The 15,706-nt window shown below is 48.3% G+C and carries 10 protein-coding genes and 1 pseudogene; 8 read left to right on the top strand and 3 right to left on the bottom strand.

What is annotated here, in order from left to right; all coding sequences use genetic code 11:
* Positions 1-235: 235 nt before the first annotated feature.
* On the top strand, positions 236-2,035 hold the full coding sequence (locus U2F10_RS30830) for a tetratricopeptide repeat protein (protein WP_499874179.1): 1,800 nt from the start codon (positions 236-238) through the stop codon (positions 2,033-2,035).
* A gap of 16 nt (positions 2,036-2,051) precedes the next feature.
* Here U2F10_RS30830 and U2F10_RS30825 read toward each other — a convergent pair whose 3' ends face one another.
* Positions 2,052-3,101: a Rieske 2Fe-2S domain-containing protein gene (locus tag U2F10_RS30825; RefSeq protein ID WP_499060442.1), complete on the bottom strand. Its 1,050-nt coding sequence runs from the start codon at positions 3,099-3,101 to the stop codon at positions 2,052-2,054.
* Between the two features lie 325 nt (positions 3,102-3,426).
* On the opposite strand from U2F10_RS30825, the gene U2F10_RS30820 reads away from it, so the two are divergent.
* The 6 genes and pseudogenes from U2F10_RS30820 to U2F10_RS30795 all read left to right on the top strand — a co-directional run bounded on the left by U2F10_RS30820 (position 3,427) and on the right by U2F10_RS30795 (position 11,692).
* Entirely contained in the window at positions 3,427-4,182 is a 756-nt protein-coding gene (locus U2F10_RS30820) for an LmeA family phospholipid-binding protein (protein WP_499874177.1), read from the top strand.
* 224 nt (positions 4,183-4,406) lie between these two features.
* Positions 4,407-5,605, top strand: a pseudogene (locus U2F10_RS30815) (IS4 family transposase).
* A 339-nt stretch (positions 5,606-5,944) separates the two neighbouring features.
* Positions 5,945-6,277 (top strand): hypothetical protein, encoded by a 333-nt coding sequence (locus tag U2F10_RS30810; RefSeq protein ID WP_250565066.1) that lies wholly within the window; start codon positions 5,945-5,947, stop codon positions 6,275-6,277.
* Positions 6,278-7,237: 960 nt separating this feature from the next.
* Positions 7,238-7,453, top strand: a complete 216-nt coding sequence (locus U2F10_RS30805) for a DUF2811 domain-containing protein (RefSeq protein ID WP_163667003.1) — start codon at positions 7,238-7,240, stop codon at positions 7,451-7,453.
* A 498-nt stretch (positions 7,454-7,951) separates the two neighbouring features.
* Entirely contained in the window at positions 7,952-9,142 is a 1,191-nt protein-coding gene (locus U2F10_RS30800) for an NAD(P)/FAD-dependent oxidoreductase (protein ID WP_499874176.1), read from the top strand.
* Positions 9,143-9,490: 348 nt separating this feature from the next.
* The gene (locus U2F10_RS30795; RefSeq protein ID WP_499874175.1) at positions 9,491-11,692 is read left to right on the top strand and encodes a phosphoketolase family protein; all 2,202 of its coding nucleotides are present in this window, start codon (positions 9,491-9,493) and stop codon (positions 11,690-11,692) included.
* A gap of 70 nt (positions 11,693-11,762) precedes the next feature.
* Here the strand turns inward: U2F10_RS30795 and U2F10_RS30790 are convergent, their stop codons facing one another.
* Both U2F10_RS30790 and U2F10_RS30785 read right to left on the bottom strand, forming a co-directional pair.
* Positions 11,763-13,376 (bottom strand): hypothetical protein, encoded by a 1,614-nt coding sequence (locus U2F10_RS30790; RefSeq protein WP_499874174.1) that lies wholly within the window; start codon positions 13,374-13,376, stop codon positions 11,763-11,765.
* A 160-nt stretch (positions 13,377-13,536) separates the two neighbouring features.
* Positions 13,537-14,034, bottom strand: a complete 498-nt coding sequence (locus tag U2F10_RS30785; protein ID WP_163702775.1) for a YHS domain-containing (seleno)protein — start codon at positions 14,032-14,034, stop codon at positions 13,537-13,539.
* Between the two features lie 329 nt (positions 14,035-14,363).
* On the opposite strand from U2F10_RS30785, the gene U2F10_RS30780 reads away from it, so the two are divergent.
* Positions 14,364-15,704: an SWIM zinc finger family protein gene (locus U2F10_RS30780; protein ID WP_499868626.1), complete on the top strand. Its 1,341-nt coding sequence runs from the start codon at positions 14,364-14,366 to the stop codon at positions 15,702-15,704.
* Positions 15,705-15,706 lie beyond the last annotated feature (2 nt).

Raw genomic sequence — 15,706 nt, 5'->3', positions numbered from 1 at the left:
CAATCCCACACTGTATATGGCGATTTACCATAATTTCCGATGGGCGTGCGGCAATGTTGAGTTAAAGACGTTTGGGTTGGCAGAGAGAGATATTGGTGTAGGTGTAACCCAATCTACGGTTTATGTTTTGCAGGCGATCTTTATATAAAGGGTAACTAATGCCCAAACAATGACATGACTTGGGTTCAATCGTTATCCTAAGGGGGATTCCCGTTGTTATACTCCCGGTTAGCCTATGTCCCTTAATTCTGGTAATTCCGTTGTCGCTCAATGCTCTGATCTAATTGAAGGGCTGATTCAGGCTACTCTAAAGGGTAAAATTCGGTCTAAGACTCAAGTGTATCGTCAACTGAAAGATGGTTTACCTGTGGGAAGCGGGGAAATATTTGAGCGCTGTTTGGCGGAACGGATGCAGACGGCGGAGCAGGATAAATCGCTAAAAGGGCCTCGGATTGTGCGTGCTCTAAAAATGGTGCAGGGGGAATGGGCGAATTTACAAAAAACACGGCAGGTTGAGGAAAAAGTGTCGTCGGTGACGGCTCAGCTTTCGTCAGCTGTTGGGGAAGACCAACTCGATACGTTACTTAAACTGTTGGATCCTAATCAAGATCAGCCACCCACTCGTGATCAGCTGCAACAGCTAGCCCAGTCTTTACAGGCTGAAAGCAATAGGACTTTAGGAAAAGGGATCGAGTCTGGACTAGCGGCTTTTAGACAATTGGAAGGAGAACTGGTTAGTTGGCTATATGAAGCGGGGGATAAAGATATTGGTTTTGGCTCAGAGCAACGCCGTGGTCCCTGGCAGTATTGGGCAAAGCGGCTAGAGTCTCCTGTCGCTCAGCAGCTGTTTGATGCTTTGGCAAAAGGAGAGTCAGTCACTTCTCTAGCAGAGGGATGGAGTCGACTAGATGAGAGTAGTTGGGTGCAGCTAGCGATTTTGTTGCACTATCTCAAACGGGGATTAGTGAAGTGGTTTGATCAACAACCTTATAATGTAAAACTTGGCAAAAAACTCTCCTACTCCACATTTTTGATTTTTGCCAACATTGAAGCTAGTTTAGCTCAAGGCTTTCAGGCTAGCCGGCCCCATCTGAGCCGAAGTTCATTTCAGCTGATGCAACAAAGTCTCCGGAGCTTTGCCCAGCGGGATGATTTCCCCTTGTATGGAGGTGTGTTTGCTGCCTTTGATGGGGGATATTTGCAAGATACTTTGGATTATTTTAGTGAACCACTAAAACAGGTGCCGGGTACACAGGAGAAGGCACGATTGCTGACATTGTTGGGCTATTCTCAGCGCACATTGGGGCGGTATGAGGCAGCGCTAGAGTTTCATCAAGAGGCTTTAGAGATTTCAACGGCTGCAGGGGATCAGTGCTGTGTGATTGCCAGCTTTAACCATCTGGCCAGGGTGCATGTGCTACAGAAGAATTATGGGGAGGCAAAGAACTTTAGCCAGCGGGCGCTAATTATGGCACGGCAGCAGGGGGATGTTTTGGGGGAAGCAAATGCGCTGGTGAACTATGGCTATAGTGAGGTGTTTGCGGCGCGAGCAATCGATACGCCGGATTTGTCGGTGCATGAGCAGGCAATTGGCTATTTGGAGCGGGGGCGAGACTTGGCAGAAACCCTGGGGGATTTTCAGAGTAAGGCGTTGGCCTATAACAGCATGGGGATTGCCTATAGTATTGCAGGGCAGCCGGGGTTGGCGATCGCAACGTTAGAGCAAGCGTTGCCATTAACCCAGGCGGCAGGAAATGTATATTTGCAGGGGGTAACCTGTACGTATTTGGCGGAGGCACAGCGAGCCTTAGGGAATGTAGAGGCGTCAGTGCTGTATGGAGCGTTAGGGATGTATTTGTTGCATCAAATTGGGTCGTCGGAGTGGCGGCAGGGGGCAGGATTATTGCGAGTGGTATCGGGAGAGTTGGGAGATGAGACGTTTGAGCAAGTATTGCAGAGCCAGCGACGGGGTATTATTCAGTGGATTGGGGTGGATGGGTTTGATTATTTAAGAACGTTGTTGGGAGAGTATTGAGGGTCCCCATGTTGTTTCAGGCTGTATACACTTTGCTGAGGCCTAATTTTGCTAGCCCTTTGCGGTACGCAATAGAGGTTTTGTCGGCTTCAATGTGACACTCGGTACGCAGATCTAACGGCAGATCTTCTGGGTACTGGGATTCGACGACTTCTTGATCCTCGGTAAAAATCTGACGGTTAAATTCGTAGACTGGCTCTAGGGGCTGCTCCTGGTCAAAATTGCGGCACAATGGCGAAAATAGCCGAGTCTTGCGCGCCGAAATTGGAGACGGTGCATTCAAAATACAGAGTCGACCGCCTTCAGGAAAATGAACCCTCAGAATAGCGGCAAAGGGTAGAAACACATCAAATACCCGTAGCCATTTAAAGTCTGCCGGAGCTCGATGCTGTAATTCTTTAGGGAAGTTGCTAACTGTGCTGAGATATTCTGCTCGTAAGCCCTGAGACGTTGGCGTCACTGTGTAGGGCGGCACCTCTGGGTTATCACGATCGGCAAAGGCTTCATGGTGTACCCAGGCAAAGTGAGCCACATCGAGAAAGCCTTCCATCTGGCGGCCCACAGCAGCACTAATATCAATGCTATCGGGCAAAATGGGCTGATAATCTGGGCTATCCCACTCCGGCAACTGGGGCATATTGGCGTCGCTGCCATCTCCGCTTAGGGTGGTCCACACCAACCCAAACGCTTCGCGAACGGGGTAGGTTTTAAGACATAGCCGGGCCGGAATACTTGCTTGGGGATTGGCCGGAATTAGCGTACAGGCTCCGCTGGCATTGTAGTGAAAGCCGTGGTACTTGCAGATCAACTGATCATTATCAATGTGCCCCAGACTCATGGGCACACCACGGTGGAGACAGAGGTCGTTAGCGACGGAAACGCCCTGACTGGTGCGCCAGATAACCAATCGTTGGTCCAATAGGGTGGCAGCGATGGGGCTATCGGTAACGTCGTGACTAAACGCAATGGGGAACCAGAACGGTGCGATCGCATCCCAATCATCATTCAAAAAAGTACATCCACGAGGATAATGACCCGATAATTTATTTATCTCGATTGAAACCATAGCTATCCCGGTCCGTTAAAATTCTATGCTTGGAGCATCGTTTGATTGCCATAGTGGTCAACCGCAACCCCTCTTTCTGTCACCGTTTTAACGATTTTCCCTGGCTATTGTGGCGTATCCTCCCATAGCCCAGGAGCCATTTCATTAGTTTGTCCGTATCCATAGACAAAAACTGCACTAAAATCCTTTTAGCCTTCCAATTGCACATATAAGCGAAAAATATCGTTACGCCTGGTTACATTTCTTAAGAAAAGGTACATAATGTAGCTGACCCCTTAAATCTGGTTTCGGCGTCACAGCCATTGAAATCGCTTACTGATCAGGAATGACATCCTTTGTGTTAGGCAACTTACCATTTCCAGGACAGAGCGGTGACCAAGTCGTCAGCAAGGCGGTGAGTACTGCCATTGCTGCTCTGTTTAAACGTACGGGCAAGCTAGAAGCCACTGTGCGAGCTGAGCCTGTAGCTAAACTGCTCCAGGGAAGCGTTGACGGCTTTGATTTCGTTGGCCACAGTATGTTGATGTATAACGGCCTTCGCATTAAGGCGATGGAGCTGTTCGTGCAGGCTGTGTCAATTGATTTTGGCGCTATTTTTAGAGGGCAGGTGCGCATCAAGCAACCCACCCAGGCATCCATGCGCGTTGTGCTGACTGAGGAAGATTTAACCACATCGTTTAATACCCCATTCGTAGTCGAGAAACTGCAACGGATGGAGTTTGAGGGCCAACCCCTTCATTTCAGCAGTACTGAAATGCTACTGAATGATGATAAGACCATCAGCTTATTGAGTCAGGTGCGCATAGGCAGTATCTCGAATTCACCTCAGTTTGTGTCTTTAACGGCTCGTATTGAGGTCTATGAGCGTACTAAGTTGGCATTTGTCGATGTGGCCTGTGGTGGCACAGATAAGGACATAGCGTTGGGTAAGGCGATTATTGAACACGTCAATGCTTTGTTAGACCTGGATTCCTTCAGCCTCAGTGGTACTCAGCTGCGTATTGATAAAATCCGTATGCGGAATAAAGAGCTGATTTTCTATGGTGTGGCACACATCAACCAGTTTCCAGGCTGCAAGTAGTTAAGTCCGAAACCAAACTATCTCATAGGAAATTCAAACTACATTCTGGTCTGTTTATATGAGCCAGATTTTGGCAGACCCTGGAATTAGGAACACTCTTACAGGTCGCATCCACTCGATCAGCTTAAAGGGTGACAAGGAACTTCAAGCCTATAGTCGGCAATGATTTGGGAAAATAAAAGGGCAAAAAAATAGGGGACTATGCATCCCCCACAAAAAATAAAATGTTGCCTCAAGTATACCAAACGATTTGCCGTAAGCATCTCAATGAACAGCAGTATCTAACGCTAGAGCTGGTGTTACTTTTGATACAAGCGCATCGTCAAGTCACGCTTGGAACCTTAGCCAGTCTATTCCCTCAACCGATCAAATATGCGAGTCGTAAACGGAACCTACAACGGTTTCTAGTCCTGCCTCGTCTGAGTCTTACCGTGTTGTGGTTTCCATTGATCAAATATTGGATTCGACAAGCTCAAACCGGGCATCGTCTCAATCGAGATCAGCGTCGTCAGCTAAAAAAAAGACCCATCAGAAGTATGGGTATTGGTTGATTGCGATAGACCGAACCCAATGGAAAGGGCGGAATCTGTTTATGGTGACCCTGGTATGGGGGACTCATGCCTTACCGCTCTATTGGGAGCTATTAGATCATGTAGGCAACAGTAATCTGAGGACCCAAAAACGAGTCTTAAAAATCGCTCTGAAAGTATTGAAACCCTATCCAACGTTGGTGATAGGAGACCGAGAATTTCATAGTCCCAAATTGGCCGAATGGCTGGACCAACAAGGGGTATTCTTTGCCTTACGTCAGAAAAAAGACTTCCACTTCCAACAACACCCTGGTGACGAGTACCAAGTCCTCAAAGACCAAGGATTCAAGCCAGGTAGGTCTCAATTTTATGGCGGCATTCGAGGGAATAAAGGAGACGGATTAGGTCCCTTTAATCTGGCGGTTTATTGGAAACGCAAGTATCGCAAGACGGGACCGAAAGCTCCCTGGTATATCCTGACAAATCTCCCTTCCCTCAAACAAACCTTAAGAATTTACCGATGTCGCTGGGGAATTGAACAATTTTTCAAAGATTGTAAAAGCGGGGGGTATCACCTCGAAGAGACCAAGGTGAACGACCGTCGCTTTTTAGCCTTGGTCGTGGTCATTGTGCTCGCCTATAGTTTGGCTACGATGCACGGGCAACAGATGAAAGCATTACGGATAGATGAGTATGCTGGATGTATCAAAAGTCACTTAGACAAGGCTCCCTATCACAGTGATTTTAGCTTGGGTTTGTATGGACAACGGTGGATAGTTGCCATGACTATATGGGCTGATTGGGCCTTGAAGTTGATCGCTCTCAAACCTAATAAACGGCTCTATTTTCAACGTGGTTTTCTCGCTCTGTCCCTTATGGAACATGCTTTATAGCTACGCTGTCACCTTTTAAGCTCGATCAGTCGAGCTATTTCTTCAACATCACATCTGTAGCATATTTATGCTACTAAACTTAAATATCTAACCCTTCTTTGATTCAGGTATTTCTGAAAAACCGCAAAATCATTGCAATACACTGATTTTAACCAGATTTAGAAGCTTGTTGACTAGCCTCTGGAATCTGTGACGATGATCACTATTTTTCCTCAGCCAAGCTCAGAAAGCCCTTACGAAACCTTCAGTTACCCGTCAGATAAGGTTCAGCTAGGCCCAGCATCCTGGTAATCAATGGAGCAAATAAATAATTCATTGATTTATCAGGGAGCGTCAACCATGAAACGCACACGTCTTTCCGCTTTGACTGTTCTGGTTGCATCCGCTGCCCACTGGTCAGTCAACGCTAGCACTCTCGCCCCCATTGCTGCCGCTGCTGAACCCACCAGTTTCAATCTGCAACAGCAACGCCTTGAGGCACTCGATCACCGCACCAAGACCACGGTTCATCACAAAATTCAGGTTGAATATCTCAACAATCAGACAAAAACCATCGAAGCCATCCAAGTGGCTCGTCTGGACGCCCAAGATGATCGAACCAAGGCCATTGAAAATATTCAAACAGAACGGCTAAACGCCCTAGACGCTAGCACTAAAACCGTAGTCCGCTAATGGATACGACTGCCTTATCAAGTTTGGGTGCCCGGTGCAAACTCCGTTTATCGGTGAAGCTTTATTCCCAGGGCACTCTTTCCTCTCCCAACAACCTTCACACACCAACCCAAGCCTCTGTCATACCGACAGAGGCTTTTTCATGTGATCAAACACACAAGGAAAAACAAAAAAGATCACAAAAACCTTTTAGGAATATAGCTGAAGGAGCCTGTTTATATATACAGAGCACCACTGAGCTCTCCTAATCCTTTAAACAGCAAAGTCCATTGCCCCTGGCAGCGATGTCAGGGATTTTTTTAGATAATCGCCAGAATAACTCGCAGCTAGTGCCCTGGCCAGGTAAAGCGACTCGTCGAAACTGACCACCCAACCGTTTTCGCTAATACTAAATCTGTTGAGCGCTAATAGATATCTACGCTATAGACGTCAATACAACACAGTCCTATAGGTATCCGAACACACAAAAATTCTTATAACATCCATTTTTTAAGGCTTTATATTTCTAAAAAAAATTAAAAGTTATTGGAATAATTCAGAAATATACATTTCTTAATAAAAAAGGATGTTTTCCACAGGTTTCTCCACAAGTTTTCCACAGGTTGGGATAAGTTCTCCCCAGATAGGAACCAAAGTCATGCAAATTCAAAACATCTGTGGAAAACGTCCAATTGACCAGAATCAATTCGTTTGAGTAACTGCATGTAAACAAAAGAACAGCTCAACCCTAATCATCTCGTTAGGCCAAAATCTTCTTAGAAAAATCTAAAGAGTGGGGAGCATTGCTAATTTCTGAGAGCTCCTGCACAATAAAGCTCCACTGACCTAAGTGACCTAGTGATTCTTCTTCTGAGCACTGTCTTCAGGGTGCGGCTAGCATTTGCGTTAGCCATGACAGTCCCTTGAATACTAGGCACTAGTTTGTCATACCTATATCTTCTTGAAGGAGCTTTAAATCTGATGCCCCCAGTTACAGCCCCTGTTACTGTCACCCTTATGGTAGAGATTCCAGAAGATTTGCATCTATCGATCAAAGACTATTTAGATACCCATGAAATGTGGAGTCAGGAACGGATGATGCAAGCTGCTCTATCCTTGTTTCTGCTACAGAATGGCGTAAATCACCCCCATATCAATCGACTCTACCTAGATAGCCTATTTGGCTATACCGCCTAATAGTGATGCGATAGCCATCGCAGTCTTATTTACCTGTTGAGTTTCACTCTAGTAAAAAAGTCTCTGGCTAATTGGCCAGAGACTTTTTATGTCTTTGGTGGGAGGGCTAACCATGAAAGTCAAGAGTTCTCTAACCAACAAAATTTTGTTGTCTTAGAGTCTCTACTAACATAAAAGCATTGGCAAACTGTTACTGCTATGCATGGGTTATGTCCTGGTTAGGATCAAGCCATAACTAACTTCCAAGAGTAAATGCTGAATATGACGGTCCATGGAACGTCTGTACATCCAAAATTTGGAGGTTAATTGATTTTGCTTACTTAGATGCTTCCTTAGAGTAGATGCGCTGAAGAGGGACCTAAAGATGAACCCTAATGACTCAGACCAGTGGCTCAAACCAAGTGTTAAATTTTGAATGGGTGATCAACAGGTAAATGCTTGATTTCAGATTTTAGATTTTGAGTGAGTGGTTGAAACAAGCAAGCTGAGGGATGCTGAATGGAGACGTTTGATTGGATCGTAATCGGCAATGGATTAGCAGGTGCAGCCCTCAGCTATGAGTTAGCTAAGTTAGGACAATCGGTATTACTAGTGGATGATGGTAATCCAGACAGTGCCACTCGCTGTAGCTATGGGGGAATTGCCTATTGGTCAGGCACAGATGCCACTACTAAACAGCTTTGTAAAGCGGGCATTGAACGCCATCGTCAGCTATCAGATGAGCTGGGTAGAGCAACGGAGTTTCGAGAACTCGATCTACTGCTTACATTTGCACCTGGTGTGGATAGCACAGAGTTGGAAGAGCAGTATAGTCGGTTTGCGATCGCACCCCACTTAATCACACCTCAAGAGGCCCAAGCCCTTGAACCCCAACTCAAAATTGATGCCATTGGCGGAGCTTTCACCGTCAAGCATGGCCATGTCAACCCGATTAACACCTTAGAGGCCCTCAATCAGGCCTTTCGCTGTCTGGGAGGACAACAACTTATAGCATCAGTCACTGGCTTAGTACGGATCAACGATCGAGTCACTGGCATAACCACACCGACCCAGGCCTATGCCGCAGGGAACATTGCCGTGGCCGCTGGAGGCTACAGCCGACGATTACTCAAAAACTCACGGCTTGCCGTTCCGCTATATCACACCCATGCAGAAATTGTTGCTTTACCCACCGTCGAGCAGCCCCTACGTACCTTGATCATGCCTGCGGTAGCCAATCGGTTTGAGGCTGAAGCCAAAGCCAGTGACCCAGTCACTGAAGGTCTCTGGGATGGCCCCCCCTATGAAATTGCCCCCCCGATTTTGGATACAGGAGTAATTCAATTTTTAGATAAGTCAACCTATATCGGTCAAATCAGTCGGTTTCGCACAGATTTGGTAACAAACTCCATTGATGCGGCCCAAAGTGACGCTAAAATGCGTCAAGCTATCACTGCTCAGTTGCCCTGTTTGAGAGACATCCCGGGCCGCTGGCGACACTGTGTAGTCACCTTTAGCCGCGACGGACTACCGCTAATTGGTCCCATGCCTGGCGTTGCAGGATTACATATTTTCTCTGGCTTTACGAGCCCGTTTGCTATGCTCCTGCCCATTGCCGAGCGATTTGCCCAATGGATCGATAGTGGACAAAAAACGACCCCAGATGGCTTAGTAGAAAAAATGCTCGTCACCCGTTTCGAAAACTCCTAACCCTATCGATACAGCAGCTCATTAATATAGGGTTGCCCTAGTCGGCAACCCTGCCATCTAATGCTGTCTGGGCCAGCAATTGAGAACTACTTGGTAGGTGGTGGCACCGTTATAAAAGCGATACTGGACTCGATCCGTGGTGCCTCTAAGATCAAAATCAATTAGACAGCATCAAAACAACAACCCATGACATGTCATCATCGTCTGTATTAATCACTGCTTTTATCTATGATCGCTGAGCTTACTATAGAAAATAAGCTATGATTCATGTAAGTCAGCAGGGCTGTAGGCTCCATTGTTGGCATTGATCATTTGCTGCCCATATCTAGTTCAGGGGTTCAAGAGTCCATGACGGTAACTGCTTATGCCACTCCGGCATTCTGTGACGGTATTCAATATTTTGGTGAGGCCCCTGCTGAAATGGCGGCCTACTTAGACACGGCTGCCATTGGTGAAGGGGATGTTGAGATCGCATCCCCCAGTGATCCTAAAGCTGTATATCAGACTGTTCTGGCTGCGGATGCCCTGCGCTATTTAACGCTACAAATGACCGCCAGCAAGCAGTCGGGTCACCCCGGTGGGTTTGCCAGTGTTGCTGATGAGATTGCAGCCCTGATCATGCTCGGCTACAAGAACTTGATTACAGAGGTGGGCCACCATGCCCCTGGTTTCTACAGCACTGTCTTTTTAGACCGCTCGTTAGAAGCTATGGAGATTAAGACGGTCACTCAACTTTGCGATCGCTTCCGCGAAACCCACGGTTTACTGGGCCACTTATCGGGACAGATCCCAGGCCTGTTAAATCCTGCCGGTCCTCTAGGTCAAGGCCAACACTTTGCCATGGCTGGAGCCAAGCTCAACCCAGGCACCCTCTTCCCCGTCACCATTGGTGATGGCGGTTTGGGCGAGCCTTACATCATGAGCAGTATGGCCCACTTCAACACGGCCTATCCCCAGTCCACCAACTTCCTGCCCATCTTGGTGTGGAACGGATTCTCCCAAGAGCACCACAGCATGGTGTCAACCCAGTCCAATGAAGCCATGATTGCCTACTGGCAAGGCAATGGGTTTAAAGACGTGATTTTGGTTGATGCCAAGGATTATGACGATGCCGATCAGCCAGGTCCCTATGTAGACAGCACGGCTTTCTCACTAAAGCAGCGCATGGCCTTTACCCAGGCACTACTAGAAGCGACAGATAAAGCTGCAAAACAAGCACTTTCTGGCACTCTCACCGTTCTCATCGTTAAGCAGCTGAAAGGGGCAGGGGTACACAAGCGTGGCGCTAAGTCCCACAATCTCTATCCCGGAGACACCCTAGACAAAGACTATATTGTCAACGCTTTGCAAACTCGGGCATTACCTGCTGTTGGGTGGGACTTGGTGCGCACCAACTTTGAGCGATCCAACGGTGGTCCCAACGTTAAGACGGCGGTTACAGAATCAGAACTTGCTTTAGCAGACTTAGGCCAGCTTCCCCTCAACGAATTCCCAGTGGGGGGTGATAAACAAGTGGCCACCACTGCCATGGGCTTACTGGTAGGGCACGTGGGTCAGCAAGACTCTAACTTTGTTGTCACCAATGCAGACGGTAATGCCGCCTCGGGAATTAACAATATTAACCAGGCCCTGAAGATTGTTCACCCCACCACAGATGATCTATACTTCCAAGGCCCCAATGGTCAAGTTTATGAGCCCCTAAGCGAAGACGCCTGTGCTGGTATGGCCGCTGCCCAGGCCCTATTCGGAGGTCGTAGTTTATGGTGCTCCTATGAATCCTTTGTCATTAATGGCTTGCCCATTTGGCAAACTGTCACCCAGGCCATGGCAGAGTTACGCAGAAATACCCCCTCTACCATCTGTCTGTTTACTGCAGGGGCGCTAGAACAAGGACGCAACGGCTGGACCCACCAACGTCCAGAAATTGAGAACTACTTTGCCGCTATGATGCGTAACGGCAATGTGTTTCCCTTGTTTCCTGTTGATGCCAACAGCATTCAAGCTTGTTATGAATGGGCTATAGGCACCAGCAATAAAGGCATTACCATTACAGCCAGTAAATCTCCTTTACCCATTCGCACCACGCTGGCCCAGACCCATGAAGCCTTAAAAAGTGGTGCCATTGTCCTTCAAGAAACACCAGGGGAGAAAACTATTGTCTTTGCTGTTGTGGGCGATATGATGCTGCTGCCAGTTATGGAAGCGGCTGAAACCTTAGCTCAAGCAGGCATTGGTTCTAAAGTTGTTGCCATTGTTAGCCCCAGACGCCTCTATCGTTCCACCGACGTTGCTTGGGAAACCTGCCGCAATGGGGATGACACATTCTTAAGTGATGAAGACTTTGCCACCCTATTTGCAGGCGATGCTCTGTTGGGTGTCACAGGTGGCTCTAGCGCCATGTTGGAGCCGGTCATGCTACGCAGCACACTACCCCGTGATGTGATGGCATGGAAGCGTGGTGAAACAACAGCCAACGCTGGTCAGCTGTTTGCCTTTAATGGGTTAACGGCAGAAGCATTGGCACACCGGGCAAAATCCCTAATGGCTTAAGGGAGGGATTAGTAAACATGGATCGGGGAGGAAGGTTTTCCTCCTCGGCCTAAAAGGTAGTGATGATGGTTTACTTGCTCGCATATACCCGATAGCGAGGATTTTCATACACCACTGGTAAATCGACAAGATGTTCAGCATTCGTGACAGCATACTGGCCTTTGTACTTGTCCATCAGGGCCTTTATTTGGGTGGCATCTAAGTTGTTGTAGGCTGCAGTCAGATCATTGCGGATAAGACGGCGAGTATCTTTACGCAGGTCGACATAACTCAGCAGGTCGATACCGCCACCTAGATCCGTAATGCGGGTAAACCAGGCATCAACATCTGCAGATGAAGCACTGGGTACAAATCGAAACTTAGCGACTGATGGATGGTCAGAAAGCCAGGGTAAAGCACTCAGATCAACCGGAGATGAGACAACAACGTCACCATCGGGAACATGTTGTTTAAGCCAGTTAGCCGTGGCAATCATTTCGGGATTTACGCCTTGGGCTTTACTAGGAAAGGTTTGCAAAGCCATGCCTTTGTCATAAAACCGGGTGGCCTCAACACCAAAGCCAAAGAGAATTACCAAAGTAATTGCGATCGCACCCATGGGATACCGAAACAACAGCTGTTCTAGAGCCAACGCCAAAAAGAAACCCGTGCCTAACGCCAGCATCAAGTCGCCAACACGAAACGGGTAATATTGCAGAATTTGGCCATTGCTATCAAACGGAGCCACTAATAGACCCGCGCCAAACAAGATGAGCGTACACAGAATAAAGCACACAAAGTCTGCACGATGCTTGGCGATGGTCTCGTCTTGCGGTGTTTGTTTGGGGTGCGATCTCAAAACATAAACAACACAGCCTGTAAAAACCAGCAAATAAGCCAGCAAATATAACCACTCATCCTGGGGCCAGGCAAAGGGGTTCACATGATGGGGGTTACGCAAAAAAGAATAGATATAGGACGGAGAGACTCCCCCCCCTTCAACCGGTCTTAGCAACTGGGTGAAAACAGCTATCCAGGCAAAGATCCCCGTCACCAGATAAATGGGAACTGCCGCCAACCAACGGCGGCCATCCAGCAAAACCTTGGGCTGACGCCATAACAGCCACAACAAAATAGCAATGGATGCCCAGCCACCCACCAACGCATGGAATGATGCAGCAATCCCTAACAACGCCACCATGCGCAAATATCGACCGGAAAACATGGCCGACAGTGCCATAAAAATAGCGCTATAGGCAAAAATCTTAGGTTCAATGCTCCCTAGTAACCACTCCCCAGCGATTACCCCCTGGGGCCTACGCACATAAACAAACAGACCAATGGCCACCAGCAGGGTTAGCAAACGAATCCCCAAACTGCGTGCTAGGGTCCACAGGCCAATCGCTAGGGCAAGATAGCCCAGAATCCGTCCAATGATGGATGTGGCTAAAAATCCAACCGTCGCTGTGAGGTGACCAAATATAAGTTGAAACAGCAGCCGATAACCGGATGGCTCACTGTAGTAAATATCGTTTGCCAGCCAGGTGGGGTCTGCAAAATGACGAGCCATGGGCAAATGATGTAACTCATTGACCGAGCCCATATTGCGGATAAATAAAAACTTGAGACACAGAAACAGCGTAATGGTGGCAACGGGCAGTACCCAGGTTTGGATTGCAGACTGTTTCTGACTCAAAGAATTCACAGGTATCTCAATTGAACAAGCTCACCTGAAATCCTACAGTCTCAGGCGACGCCAGTGTACCATTCACATTTGAATACATTGGCTAGCTGATACCCCATTGGCTGAGCGAAGCCGAAGTCAACAGGGTATCAGTAACTAGCTGGGCGAAGTCGAAGCAGCCTTAATTCGCTAGCACACCAGGCCAATTGGTATCAGCTTTGGCAATGTAACCAGGAATATCTTGGGCCCAACGCTGTTGAATCTTATCGTTGTAGTTCAGATATAGTTTGCCATCGACAATCTTCCAGGCTGTGGGTTCAATGGGGGCAGTGCTACCCTGGCTGACGGCATAGGCGCAGAAACCACCATACTGGGGGGCATATTCCTCAGGGTTAGCGGCAAACAGATCGCGGTTCTCTGCTGACGCAAACTGCCAGGTTGCACCTTCCCAATCATGGGTAAATTCTTCACTACCCGGCGTATAGTCACCCTCAGTAAAGTAAGCCACGGGATCGGCTCCACGAATCGCAACATTATCTTCAGCAAATACGGCATAGGTGGGTGCTGCAGCCTGTTCGGTGCCCGCTGGAGCCGTTGTAGATGTAGTAGTGGATGTGGCACAGCTAGCCAACAACATTGTGCTAGCAAGGGCTAGAGGAAGCAGAATTGAGCGTTTCATCGCACAGTGAACTAAGGGTCACTTCAATTAATACGCACTCAACCTGAAAACCGACTGAGAAATATAACTTAATTGGCTGAAGTTCCTGATTATTAGGTATTGGTTATTAGTTGTCTATCGATCTTGCCAGTGGGCATTGGAGAGTAAAAAGGTCTGACAGTCCCTGACTGAGGCAATGGATTAGTAAACTTCATAGTTAGCAGGCTGTCAGCTAACTCTTTATCGACTGCTGTGGTTAATTGGATGGGCATACTTTTTTTCAGTAATATTGGCTCAACAAGTACATTCGAACTAGTACAATTGCAGTCTGGTGAGGCAGTAGCGGCAGTATGGCTGGAACATGGACATCTGAGCAAGTGCTGGCACTGTCGCCAGATGCGGGTTCCACAAAGCGAGGGAAATCCCTGGCCAATGTGTCCAAGTGGCAGTTGCTGGGTCATGCGGGGCAGGCTGTGTGGGGTGAGTGCAAGGGCAGTGGTAAAAAGCCCTATCGCACTCAGATTGACCTGAGCGAACCGGCCTTTCGCTGCAGTTGTCCTAGCCGCAAGTTTCCTTGTAAACATGCATTGGGTTTGTTTCTGCTCCTGGTAGAGCAGCTTGAAGCGTTTGGCAACGATCCTCCCCCCGATTGGGTAACTGAGTGGTTAGAAAAACGCGCTCAAACAGCAAACCGTCAGCAAATTAAGCACAAGAAAGCGGCGGCGGACCCAGCAGCCCAGGCTAAGCGAGCCGAAAAAAGAGCGGCAAAAATTGAAGCTGGACTAGAGGACTTAACTCAGTGGTTGGCGGATATTATTCGCCAGGGTCTGGCGGCTTGGCCAAACCAGCCCTATAGCTTTTGGGATCAGGCGGCAGCCCGATTAGTGGATGCTCAAGCACCAGGATTAGCCCGACGAGTACGCAGTCTAGGTAGCATTCCCCATTCAGGCCAAGGTTGGCCCGAGCGCATGCTAACGGCACTGGGGCAGTTGCATCTGCTGGTGGAGAGTTATGGCAGATTAGATAGTTTGACACCCGCCATGCAGGCGGAGGTGCGATCGCAAATTGGCTGGCCCCAAACCCAAGATGACTTGCGGCTGCGGGTGGAAAAAGCGGATCCGCTGGTGGACTGTGTTGCTGACACCTGGCAAATTCTGGGCAAAGTTGTGATTGAAGAAGACAAGTTGCAAATGCAGCGTACCTGGCTGTGGGGTTCTGAGAATCAAAAATCTGCCCTCGTGCTGAACTTTGCCCATGGGCGACAGCCACTGGATGTCAGCCTGATACCAGGCAGCAGTTTCAGCGGTAACTTAATTTTTTATCCAGGAACTGGGCTACAGCGTGCTTTTATAGACCTGCGGGAAAACACCACCGCCCAAGTACCACCGCCCACTGGAAACACCATTGCAGCTGCCATCGGTCACTATGCCCACAGCCTCAGTCAAAATCCCTGGCTAGAGAGATTTCCCCTAACCCTGGCCCAGGTTTGGCCTCTCCCCAGAGAAGATAGCTGGTGGTTACGAGATGCAGCCAGGAAAGTTCTCCCCATTGCACCCGGGTTTCAACGCGGGTGGGAGTTATTGGCCTTAAGCGGTGGCTATCCGCTAACGGTCTTTGGCGAGTGGAATGGCAGCACATTTCTGCCCCTCAGTCTTTGGTCTGGGCAGCAATTTCACCCATTAGGAGACTGACA

Origin of the sequence: Leptothoe sp. EHU-05/26/07-4, assembly GCF_043421015.1 — a bacterium.
Classification (GTDB): Bacteria; Cyanobacteriota; Cyanobacteriia; order Phormidesmidales; family Phormidesmidaceae; genus Leptothoe; species Leptothoe turfae.
Note: the sequence above shows the minus strand (reverse complement) of the source record. Positions and strands in the feature narration are given on the sequence as shown.

What these genes read in the sequence shown, in the direction of transcription:
- U2F10_RS30830 (WP_499874179.1), top strand. Translation starts at nt 236, where the DNA reads ATGTCCCTTAATTCTGGTAATTCCGTTGTCGCTCAATGCTCTGATCTA.
- U2F10_RS30825 (WP_499060442.1), bottom strand. Translation starts at nt 3,101, where the DNA reads ATGGTTTCAATCGAGATAAATAAATTATCGGGTCATTATCCTCGTGGA.
- U2F10_RS30820 (WP_499874177.1), top strand. Translation starts at nt 3,427, where the DNA reads ATGACATCCTTTGTGTTAGGCAACTTACCATTTCCAGGACAGAGCGGT.
- U2F10_RS30810 (WP_250565066.1), top strand. Translation starts at nt 5,945, where the DNA reads ATGAAACGCACACGTCTTTCCGCTTTGACTGTTCTGGTTGCATCCGCT.
- U2F10_RS30805 (WP_163667003.1), top strand. Translation starts at nt 7,238, where the DNA reads ATGCCCCCAGTTACAGCCCCTGTTACTGTCACCCTTATGGTAGAGATT.
- U2F10_RS30800 (WP_499874176.1), top strand. Translation starts at nt 7,952, where the DNA reads ATGGAGACGTTTGATTGGATCGTAATCGGCAATGGATTAGCAGGTGCA.
- U2F10_RS30795 (WP_499874175.1), top strand. Translation starts at nt 9,491, where the DNA reads ATGACGGTAACTGCTTATGCCACTCCGGCATTCTGTGACGGTATTCAA.
- U2F10_RS30785 (WP_163702775.1), bottom strand. Translation starts at nt 14,034, where the DNA reads ATGAAACGCTCAATTCTGCTTCCTCTAGCCCTTGCTAGCACAATGTTG.
- U2F10_RS30780 (WP_499868626.1), top strand. Translation starts at nt 14,364, where the DNA reads ATGGCTGGAACATGGACATCTGAGCAAGTGCTGGCACTGTCGCCAGAT.